This window comes from Parolsenella sp., from assembly GCF_982402205.1.
In genome coordinates, this window is the sequence record NZ_CEVYAT010000056.1 from 1 (window position 1) to 9,427 (window position 9,427).

Here is a 9,427-nt window from a genome sequence, read left to right on the forward strand (position 1 = left end):
CTCTCGGAAGACCTCGTCAAAGCCGTCCCAGCTGGGCTTCTTGAGTGTCTCCAGGCTGGTGAGCTGGCTCTCGACCTCGTTAATCTGCGCCTCGATCCAGCCGTTAAGCGCGTCTATGCGCGGACGCGTCTCCCGCTCGGGCTCATTGACCTTCTCGTGCAGGAGCTCGTCTACGAGCGGGGAAATGGCAGCATCGAGCTTAGCCGCTGCGAGCTCGTCAAAGCGCATGGGCGCTGGTGTTCGCTCGTCGAGGATCCAGCGGGCGGCAAGCAGTGGACGGATCGCGTAGAAGTACTTCTTGGTCTTGACCGTCTCGCCCAACAGAAAGGCCTCGTAGTTTCGCGTGGCCATGCGTAGGTAGTGGTAGACGCACGGCTTTGGCTGAAAGGCCGTGCTCGCGAGTTCGCGCACCTGGGAGAATGCCGGCAGCTCGTGGTAGACGATGGGCGAGGCCAGCCATTCGAAGACGGTGGGATTCGACCCGCGCATGAGGCGCAGGAGCTTGCCTAGGTCCCAGCCGTTGATATCGAGGGCGTCGTCGAGCCTCCACTCGATGACGTCGCGCTGCCTCTCGAGGCCAAGGTAGCAGGCGAGACTGCGCGTGTAGACGAAGCGCGCGTCGCAGTCGCTATCCGGCGAGGCAAAGCCCCAGGCCCGGCTGCCCGACTCGCAGGCAAAGAGAACGGAGACGTTGCGTTCCAGCTCGAGGGCGTCGAGCTCGCGATTGATAGTGGCGTGCATCTAGTCATCCTCCACGTGCGGATAGTGGTCGTATGCCCACTGCCTGTCTACGTAGTAGCCCTGGTCGTTTGCGTAGGGGCTGTTTGCAAGGTCGCTCGCGAGCAGATCGTATGCCTCGTCTGGCAGGCTCGTGGTAAAACTCGCATCCAGCCCCTCAAAGGTAATGCGAAAGACGATCGTAAGCTTGCCTTTCTCCGCGTCGTAGCCAAACTGCAGGAACCTCACGGAGTACTCGCTGTCAGGGCTTCCGATGCCCGTGTCCATGACCTGCCCGGCAACCCCAAGCTTGAGCAGCTCGACAACGCGATCATCGTATCCACAGGCAAAGATGACCGCCTTCTCCCGCAGCTCCTCTCGCGTGGTCACGATGCGCATGGGGCCGCTGCCCGGCTCGCCAATGCCATGGACGTGCGCGAGACCGTCAAACATTTCCTCGGCCTTCTTGCGCATCGCCTCGTCTGCCACGAGGTAGATGCAGGCGTTGTTAGCCGGGTTGAGGTAGAGCGTGGGATGGGCGAGGTGCGCCTTGTAACCGCAGGTGGGACAAGTAAATTCGCAGTACGAGCCATCATCGATCATACGCGCCAGCTTGGGGTCGTTGCGTACGTTAATCTTGGTCCATGCGTCCATGTGAAGCGGAGACCCGCAGCTGGGGCAGGCAAAGTCAACAGGGTCCTGCTCGGAGGCTCCCCAGGCATCGTGCCGCTCGTAGTCTGGCATGATACGAAAGATTGGCTGACGCTTACCGGAAAGCGGGTCGCCCTCGACCTCGCCAAAGTCGACGAGGAAGTTGCCCCAGGTGACATCGACGTCGAACTCGCCAGCGAGGGCGCGGGCGGCCATGCCAAGAGGGTCGCGGATGATTTTCCAGTGATCGGCATCGCAGGGATAGATGAAGGCTAAGATCTCTGAGTCGTCAATGACGCCCTGGTAGACGGGGTTGTCTGGCGAGGTGGGCCAGTAATAGCAGCGACCGGGCGTGAGCGTGCGCTCCTTGTTCGAGAGGGCGGGGCCAACGTAGCGCACGACCGACCACAGCTCCTTGGTGTTGGCGCGCTGCATGGCGCGGGAGACGTCGACGATGAGGTCGCTGAGCTCGGGGTCGCTCTCCTCGTAGTGCTCGGCCAATGAGCTGAGGTTGTTGAAGTAGTTTGCGTAGGCCTTGTAACCAAAGGGGAGGATGTGGGTCGCGTCTGCCTCGTTAGTGGTCTGATCGCGTTCCACTATGACGTCGATGAGTATCTCGAGATCTTGCGGCAGGGTGATGGTCTCGCCGCCATGAATGCGCAGGCCGGGGAGAAGGCCGAGCTTGGCATGCTCTGCGGGGATGTAGGGCGAGGCGGTTTGGCGAGCGGGGTTGTGCTGGCTGAGGGCCTCCTCAATGACGCCACGACGCAGCGGGCCCTCCGGGAGCTTCTCGAGAAGGCCGGGCGTGAGCTCGCGGTCGCGGATGAACCAGTTGGTATCCATCCAGAGGAAGAGAAGTGGGTCGTCGGAGACGTGACCGACGGTGCGTACGACATCGAGGCCCATGAAGGCGCAGGGGCTGTTGCCAGTGGGGAGGAAGTCGGCGTTGCACTCGATTCCCTCGAGGAAGTAACCCTCGTGCTCGGTCTCCACGGGCTCGACGGCGCCCGTGAGGAACATGAGCCTGCCGTCGACGAGCTCGACGACGTCTTCGGTGCTATAAGTGGCCGCTTGGCGGCGCGCGAGCTCGTTGGCCGGAAGGTCTGCGTACTCGCCGTTCGTGTAGCGCCAATAGCCGCTGGGGAATTCGCTTGCCATACCATGCTCCCTTCGAGGTCTGCCTTTGGCGCTATGGTAAGGGTCCTTGCGGACATTAAACGGCCGCCTCGCGGTCGCTGGCCTGATTGCGCAGCCTGGCGAGCTCCTCGTTTGCCTTCTCGAGCTCGCTCTTGCTCGCGCTCTCCAGCTCGTCGAGCCTGGCGGCCTTCTCCTTGAGCTGGTCGTAGTCGGCGAACTGCTCGGCGGCCTTCCTCTCGGCGCGCTCGATGCGCTCCCTGATGACGGCGTCCAGCTGCACCTGCGTCTCGATTGGCGTGAACGGCATTGGTTCCCCCCCCTTCTTCTTCCTCCCGCTCGGGAGTGTTCGGTCGCGCTTGCCCGGCGCGCTCGGTGCCGTGCCGCGACTTGCCGCGCGCGGCTTGCGTGCGTATGAAAAAGGCCCCTCGCGGGGCCGTTTTTCGCAACGAATTGACGAAAATTTGGACTAGATCACTTTTTGAGGGCCTCCACTGCGGCCTCGAGCACCGCGATGACGAGGACGAGCGCGACCACGAGGGCGAACGGCCCCCACAGCGGCAGCAGCACCGCCCACCACGGCCAGTCGATTAGGCCCGCGAGGCGCAGGCCGATGAGGAGCACGGCCAACGCGCCCATGAGGATGATGCCGCCATGTTGGCTGCTCAATATGAAATCACCTGTTTGTATCCCTCGATGGATGCTTTGATGCCAGGGTAGCGGGTTCTGCAGCTCGGGCAATGCCCGCTGCCACGCTCGCGCTCTAGAATCACGATGACGCGCTTCTGCTGACAGCACAGCGGGCACACGGGCCCAACCTTGCGCCCATCGTCCTCAAGAACGTAGTAGGCGCCGCCGTAGGATTCCATGCGCTTCATTGCGGCGAGCCTCTTCTTGAGCTTCTTCACCTTGTGCTTCAGCTTGTAGTTCTTCTCCTGGAGCTCTGAGACGGAGTCGAGCGCGGCCGCGAGCTTTATGCGGTCGTCTACCGAGGCAACCGTCTTCACGACCTCGCGTGCGTCCGAGACCATCGAGAGGATGTCAGCCACGCTCGAGCCTCGCCCTCTCCTCGTCGATGCGGCGTTCCAGCCACTCTTGCTCGCGCTGTAGGTCGTTGCGCTCAAGTTCCAGCTTTGCCTTGGCAGCCTTGGCTTCTGCTTCAATGACGGCAACGACAAGCGAGTCTCGGGAATCCGCCATGCTAATCCTCGATGCCCGCTGCGTCTATCGCCGACTCAATGTCTTCGTTTGTGACGTTGAGGTATCCCTTTTCGGAACGAAGCGCGTCGGCAATCTTGAGCTCTTCGTAGTAGAGCTTGCTTTCGCGTTCGCTAAGACGGGAGATAAGAAGATCGTTGGCGTAGAAGTACTCGTCGTTTCCGAGGTCCATATCACGTAGCTTGGACTTGATTGAACTGTAGCCGCTCAACTTGCACCCCAAACTGCATCGAGATGGCCTCGAAAATCTCCGTCTCGCGCTTTCCCGCACTAGCCCTCACGTTGTAGAAGTCAGCAAGGCTGTCGTCCAGGCTTTCGGCCTCCGATTTGCCGAGGCTTGCAAAGCCAGGTCTATTAACCTTGAACTTGATTATAGATCCATCGTGACAGGCAATTATGCCGAGGCTTGCACCGCTCCTCTCGAGCGAGGCGTAGTCGGCTACGGACGGCATGCCGCTGAGCGGATGATTGTGGAGAATTGCAACCTCGTGCCGTGACCCCTTGACCGACTCCAGGGCTTCCAGCATCTCAGGTGTGAAGTCGGCGCCCAGCCGCTTCTTGCTGTCGGTGACGGAAGCAATCTTCTTGCCGGCTGTGAGGTCATAGGCGTACACACTCTCGCGCGGCATGCCACTCTTGACCTTGAGGGTGTGGTGGATGTCCTTCCAGACACTCTCACCGAGCCCCTCTCCGAACAGCCCACTTACGGCCTCGCGGTACGGCTTCGACTCGACGGCAGCGAGGTTGGAGGCCATCCTCTCGGACTCCTCGAGCCACAGGGCGCGCGCATCGTCGACGCTCTCCGCAACGCCGGACGAGAGCAGCTGCTTAGTGCGGACCTTCCCGTATTCCGTCAGGCTCTCGTCGGCGTCTATCTGCTCGTAGGCCTTCCAGCGGGCGTACCACTCCGTGGGGTCGTAGCCCTCGACGTCGGCGTCGGTGCTCGCCACGATGCGGCACTTGCAGCGGTTGTGGAAGTGGTCGAACTTGCCCGCCGTCTCCTCGGCCCAGTAGACGAAGCCGCGGCTGGCGAGCATCGCGCAGAAGGTGCACGTCTCGCCGCCGCGCGGGATGCGGGCGAAGCGCACGCCGTGCACGCCCGCCCTCCTCATCCTCTCGCCGTACCTGCGGCGGTCGCGCTTGGCGTTGGCCATGGTGGTGAGGTTCGCGGTGCGCCGCACGCTCGTGTCGAGGTATGAGCACAGCTCGGAGACGAAGCCCTCGTAGTCGCCCGCGACGAGCTTCTGGGCCTTGTAGCGCACGACGCGCTCGGCCTTCGCACGGTCAGCGGCGCCCTCCACGAGCGCGGAGCGGATGTTGGCGTCGGCCGCCTGCTCCTCGTAGAAGTCCGCGGCCACGCCCGCGCACGACTCGCCGTAGGTGCCGCAGGCGTCGGCGAGCACGCCGATGGCGTAGTCGCGCATGTCGGCCACCGAGTAGCCGGGGTGGGCCTCGGCCCACGCCCCAAGCATGCGGCGCACGTAGTTCTGGCCGCTCTCCGACAGGCCGTCGATGAGCATGTCGTAGGCGTCGAGCTCGTCGGCGCTAAGCATCGCCGCCGCCCATCACCTGCCGCACCGTCTCGCGCCCCTGGGAGCGGGCGCGGTCGGAGCGCAGGCGCTGTATCTGGTCGTCGGTGAAGCCGTACTCCTCGAGCGCCACGTCGCTCTCGCCCAGCCACGGCATGGCCCCGATCATCTTTGTGATGGCGTCGGCCTGGGAGACGATGGAGGGCATGGCGGGGTTGCGGAACTTTGGCTGGATGGACAGGCCGCGCGCCGCCTCGGTGGCGAAGTCGGTGTCGTTGGCCGCGGCGAGCGCCATGGTGGCGACGTTCACCAGCGCCTCGCCGTTGTCGGCGTTGAGGTTCTGCGCGTCGATGACCAGCGGCTCCTTGGCCGCGTAGATGGCCTCGGCGCTGCTCGGGTTGTCCGACACCACGCCCAGCTCGCTGATGGGCACGTCCGTCTCGCCCGAGAAGCGGGCGGCGAGTTTAATGTCAGATACTTGCCTTATCCTCTTGTCAAAGGCAGGCCAGAAGGACCTGCCAAGGCCAAAGAGAGGCAATCATGAAGGCTCACAACATCTCGCGCAGGTCGTTTCTGGCTGTTACGGGCTCGCTCGTCCTGGGAGGGCTTGCTGGCTGCGGCAACAGCCAGGGCGGCGGTGCGGCGAACTCTACTCCTGCTGCCGAGACGGTGGATACTAAGGAAGAGCCGGTTCCTGTCGAGATCAAGGATTCTGGTTACTATGTCACTGAGTACGGCTACATAATGTACGGAATCGTCTGGAAGAACCCCAACGATTTGTATTCCATCGAGTACCCAACGCTTTCGATTACGGGTAAGGACGCAAGCGGAAAGATCCTATTTAACGACACCCAGGTGATGAGATCTCTTATGCCGGGCGAGGAACAGCGCTTTGGTTGCCAAGCTGGGACGGAAACCGCGCCTGCCAGTGTTGAGTTTTCCGTTACTGATTCTAGGTCGAATTACGTTAGAACGAACGACAAGGCAACCGAGTACTTTTCGATTGCTAACGCTAATGAAGTTCCGGGTGACTATGAGACATCGTTCACGGGTGAGCTCACGACCCTCGCTGACCTTGGTGACTCGAGCCAGGCATGGGTTAGCGTGATTCTGCGTGATGGCGACGGCAAGATTGTTTACGGATCGAATTCCTTTGCCGATGTTCCTGCGAAGGGCCAGACGTTACCCTTCGAGGTCTCTGCTATGAGCTCGCTTCCAGAGCATGCTTCGTATGAGCTCTTTGCCATTCCTTGGTTCTGGGGGTGGGATTTGCCGATGAACGGGCTTTAGCCATTGATCGACAATCAAAGACGAGCACGAGCATTATTATGGGGCCAGGCCACTTCTTTGCGAGGACTCCGGCTCCGTTTGCAATTAGAGGTCAGTCCTGATTAGGTGACCCCTTGCTCGTATTCTTTGAGTCCGTGCGTTGTCTTGCATTGGCGGACGTCTCTCTTATTCGTTCCGCTCGACTCGCGACGTCTCAGAATCAGGTTGACGACACGAGGTGGCGCCAATGACATTCACGGTTGATGAGGTAAGCGAGGAACTTGAGGCGCTGTCTCCCGCCCAAACCGGGGACGAGGCCATCGCGGCAATCCGGGAGACGTGCGCAAAGTACGAGCTTGTTCGCTTCGCTGCGCTGCGCTCTTCGGGTCCTTCTCGCGCAACGGGCAGACCGACAAGTCGGACGTAGACGTGCTTGCCAAGCTTGCGCCCGGCGTGAGGCTTGCTGATTTCTGCGACTTGGGCTACGAGCTCGTGCGCGTGCTTGGCCGTAACGTCGACCTCGTTTCCTTGATGCGCGGGGCCTCGCGGACGTTCTTCGAGTCCGTTGGACGCGACGGGATTATCGTCTATGGGGATGTTGAAGGCGCCAACGTCAAGGTCGTCACCAACGACGATTTCGTGGCTCATTCGGTCAAATTCATGGAAGAATATGATGACGCCTTTAGGGCACTGGCGAACATCGACTGATTGGATCTGTCATGAGCGTGCTGTTTATCGAATATCCCAAGTGCTCCACCTGCAAGAAGGCCAAGAAGTGGCTTGACGATCACGACGTTGACTACATCGACCGCGACATCGTGCTCGACAACCCCACGGCTGGCGAGCTCGCCAGCTTCCATGCTCGTTCGGGCCTGCCCGTGCGCCGCTTCTTCAACTCATCTGGCATGAAGTATCGCGAGCTTGGCCTTAAGGCTCGCCTCGACGCCGGCGTGTCCGACGCTGAGTGCTTCGACCTACTTGCCACCGATGGCATGCTGGTGAAGCGTCCGCTGCTTGTAGGCGATGACTTTGCCATCCCCGGGTTTAATGAGGCCGTCTGGACCAAGGCACTGCTGGGGGAGTAGGCTCGCCCGCGCGTTGGGACGCTCGTTAGATGCTTTGCTTTGTGAGGGCGTCGGGATTATCCCGGCGCCCTCTCTTTGTCTTGAATGTGACGGTGTCGCTGGGCGTGACCGTCAGGCCGGGTGCATCGCTACTGGGGTACGGTCGCCTGGCCGGACGCGCCGCTGCTTGAACAAATCCCAGATACTGAACGTGGCCTTGCCGCGCGTCCTTGTTGCAATCGACTTCTTGATGCTGGGCTTGCGCATGCCAAACTTCACTGGCGTCTCCTTTGGGCTGACCGCTTCTGTCAATGTAAGCGGTTTCTGGTGCAGTGGCCTGCTGTTTAGGGGATAGATTTGAGCTCGGAAGCGTCCCCATGAGGCCTCTTGATGTCCGTTGAATTGCAGTTCTGGTGTCTGCTTGGGCGATTTGTGGTCCGGCTGAGCCAGATTCCCTATCCGTTATTTTGATCAGCTGCACCGGAAAACGGTTTCACTGACAATTATGGAAGGACAAACTTTCTGGGCGCGCCAAATGGCGGCGTGTACGTGTCCTCCAAGCTCCCGACCGTTGCCATTCTGTCAGTGAAACCGGTTACATGTGCGGTACGTCGATATTTAGGGATAGGAAAGTGAGCTATTTGGGTGCACGCTTGACCCCTTGAGCGTTGCGCGGCAACGCAAGTCGGTCGCCGTGAGCTCCTGAGTCTATCCTTTAATTTGCGCCATCGCACGTGTAACCGGTTTCACTGACATTTTTGGAAGTGCGAAGTTTCTTGCTAGCAAGAGAGCGCGTTTTTGCAGCCAGCGAGGATGCGAGGAACGTACTCTGAGCTATCCGTTAAATCAAAATGGAGCCCGTTGTTGGTGCCTGTCGGAACTAAAGCGCCCTAAATGGCCAATCCGGGATATCCTTTGATTTTTCGATTGGTAGCATTGAGCCAATTTCATGCCAGACGGGCGTAGCAAGACTGCCTGTTTGTCCACTAATTAGCGCTCCGCTACGATATTTCCCTCCGCGCTTTTCTACGATGGGGCAACCGTAACCCCTCGGGAAGGAAGAAACATGGCGGATAACAACGCACCTCAGAAGCCCAAGTCGGCAGCCGCAATCGTGGGCCTCGTTCTGGGCATCATTGCCCTGGTGACTTCGTTCTTGCCCTTCATCAACAACCTCTCGTTCGTCCTTGCCGCCATTGGCCTGGTGTTTGCCATCGTGGGACTCGCCGGCGCGCTTCGCGGCAAGAAGGCCGGTAAGGGCATGGCCATTGCGTCGGTGGTCGTGAACGTGCTCGCCGTCGTTATCGTGCTGGGCACCCAGAGCATGTACGCTGCTGCAATCGATGATGCCACCGCCTCTCTGACCTCGAACGATGCCGCCGCAACTCTCGATGCGACCGCTGCTGCTGACAAGTACTCCATCACCGACGAGGCCATGGACGGCGATGCCTACTCGACCAAGATATCGGGCATCCTTACCAACAACACGAACGACCAGCTCAGCTACGTGCAGGTGAGCTACAACCTCTTTGACGCCGACGGCAACCAGATTGGCACCGCGCTCGCCAACACCAACAACCTCGCTGCCGATGGAACGTGGAAATTCGAGGCCACGGGAATGACGGCCGTCGACAAGGTCGCAAACTATAAGCTGGGTGACGTTTCTGGTTTCTAGGCTCTAGGCATTTGGTGGGAGAGGGCATCATGGCGGAACCGTTGACGGAGGAACTGCTCGACGAGCTGCTCGAGGCGTCAAGCATCGATGGCTTCCTCGGGGCGCACGTGCTCGACGCGCCAAACCTGTCGGACTACCTCAACATGTTGCTGGTCAAGAAGCACCTGGCC

Annotated in this window: 13 protein-coding genes; 4 read left to right on the plus strand and 9 right to left on the minus strand. The window is 60.5% G+C overall.

Annotated elements, in window-relative coordinates; genetic code table 11:
• The 9 genes from AC1VTH_RS04400 to AC1VTH_RS04440 all read right to left on the minus strand — a co-directional run.
• On the minus strand, positions 1–741 hold a 741-nt coding region (locus AC1VTH_RS04400; RefSeq protein ID WP_481334907.1), incomplete at its 3' end, for a nucleotidyltransferase domain-containing protein.
• Positions 742–2,526, minus strand: a complete 1,785-nt coding sequence (locus tag AC1VTH_RS04405) for a CpXC domain-containing protein (RefSeq protein WP_481334909.1) — start codon at positions 2,524–2,526, stop codon at positions 742–744.
• 55 nt (positions 2,527–2,581) lie between these two features.
• Positions 2,582–2,812 carry a hypothetical protein gene (locus AC1VTH_RS04410; protein ID WP_481334910.1) on the minus strand — a complete coding sequence of 77 codons (231 nt, stop codon included), beginning with the start codon at positions 2,810–2,812 and terminating at the stop codon, positions 2,582–2,584.
• Positions 2,813–2,976: 164 nt separating this feature from the next.
• Positions 2,977–3,171 carry a hypothetical protein gene (locus tag AC1VTH_RS04415; protein ID WP_481334911.1) on the minus strand — a complete coding sequence of 65 codons (195 nt, stop codon included), beginning with the start codon at positions 3,169–3,171 and terminating at the stop codon, positions 2,977–2,979.
• Complete coding sequence (locus AC1VTH_RS04420) at positions 3,168–3,551, minus strand: hypothetical protein (protein ID WP_481334912.1); 384 nt, start codon at positions 3,549–3,551, stop codon at positions 3,168–3,170. The genes AC1VTH_RS04415 and AC1VTH_RS04420 overlap by 4 nt, the downstream gene beginning before the upstream one ends.
• Positions 3,544–3,702: a hypothetical protein gene (locus tag AC1VTH_RS04425; protein ID WP_293826140.1), complete on the minus strand. Its 159-nt coding sequence runs from the start codon at positions 3,700–3,702 to the stop codon at positions 3,544–3,546. Before AC1VTH_RS04425 ends, AC1VTH_RS04420 begins: the two co-directional genes overlap by 8 nt.
• 1 nt (position 3,703) lies before the next feature.
• Entirely contained in the window at positions 3,704–3,892 is a 189-nt protein-coding gene (locus tag AC1VTH_RS04430) for a hypothetical protein (RefSeq protein ID WP_293826137.1), read from the minus strand.
• A 1-nt stretch (position 3,893) separates the two neighbouring features.
• Entirely contained in the window at positions 3,894–5,273 is a 1,380-nt protein-coding gene (locus tag AC1VTH_RS04435; RefSeq protein WP_481334913.1) for a VG15 protein, read from the minus strand.
• Entirely contained in the window at positions 5,266–5,682 is a 417-nt protein-coding gene (locus AC1VTH_RS04440) for a hypothetical protein (RefSeq protein ID WP_481334915.1), read from the minus strand. The genes AC1VTH_RS04435 and AC1VTH_RS04440 overlap by 8 nt, the downstream gene beginning before the upstream one ends.
• A 107-nt stretch (positions 5,683–5,789) precedes the next feature.
• Between AC1VTH_RS04440 and AC1VTH_RS04445 the strand changes: the two genes are divergently transcribed.
• The 4 genes from AC1VTH_RS04445 to AC1VTH_RS04460 all read left to right on the plus strand — a co-directional run bounded on the left by AC1VTH_RS04445 (position 5,790) and on the right by AC1VTH_RS04460 (position 9,257).
• Entirely contained in the window at positions 5,790–6,539 is a 750-nt protein-coding gene (locus tag AC1VTH_RS04445) for a hypothetical protein (RefSeq protein WP_481334916.1), read from the plus strand.
• A 318-nt stretch (positions 6,540–6,857) separates the two neighbouring features.
• Positions 6,858–7,226 (plus strand): nucleotidyltransferase family protein, encoded by a 369-nt coding sequence (locus AC1VTH_RS04450; protein WP_481334917.1) that lies wholly within the window; start codon positions 6,858–6,860, stop codon positions 7,224–7,226.
• An 11-nt stretch (positions 7,227–7,237) separates the two neighbouring features.
• Positions 7,238–7,603, plus strand: coding sequence for an arsenate reductase family protein (locus AC1VTH_RS04455; RefSeq protein ID WP_481334918.1), 366 nt, complete (start codon positions 7,238–7,240; stop codon positions 7,601–7,603).
• A 1,045-nt stretch (positions 7,604–8,648) separates the two neighbouring features.
• Positions 8,649–9,257: an FxLYD domain-containing protein gene (locus AC1VTH_RS04460; RefSeq protein ID WP_481334919.1), complete on the plus strand. Its 609-nt coding sequence runs from the start codon at positions 8,649–8,651 to the stop codon at positions 9,255–9,257.
• The last annotated feature ends 170 nt before the right edge of the window (positions 9,258–9,427 follow it).